Source organism: Stenotrophomonas sp. SrG (genome assembly GCF_050031795.1).
Lineage (GTDB): Bacteria > Pseudomonadota > Gammaproteobacteria > Xanthomonadales > Xanthomonadaceae > Stenotrophomonas > Stenotrophomonas rhizophila_A.
Genome location: NZ_JBNBBE010001251.1, coordinates 1 through 237, shown reverse-complemented (window position 1 = coordinate 237; position 237 = coordinate 1). Strand labels below are relative to the sequence as shown.

Below are 237 nucleotides of genomic sequence, written 5' to 3'. Positions count from 1 at the left end.
CAGCACCAGCCGGAACCGGTGGCCGGCCAGCGCGCCGCGCTGCCGCATGCGGTTGTGCCAGGGGGACTCGACCACCTCCACTTCACCCGAGGCCAGCAGCGCGATGGCAGGCGCGATGCGCTTGGGCAGGTGCACGCTGAAGCGCTGGGTGGTGACCGCGTGCCGGTCCTTCTTGCCGGCAGAGCTGCCCGCCATGTCCGGCAGCCCCGCCCACTTCGACCGCAGCGTGGCCACAGG

The 237-nt window shown here is 73.0% G+C and carries 1 protein-coding gene; it reads right to left on the bottom strand.

Features of this window, described 5'->3' with window-relative positions; genetic code table 11:
• Nucleotides 1–237 (bottom strand): tRNA pseudouridine(13) synthase TruD (gene truD / locus ACQG3P_RS23450; RefSeq protein WP_426806384.1); only part of this gene is annotated, 237 nt, incomplete at both ends.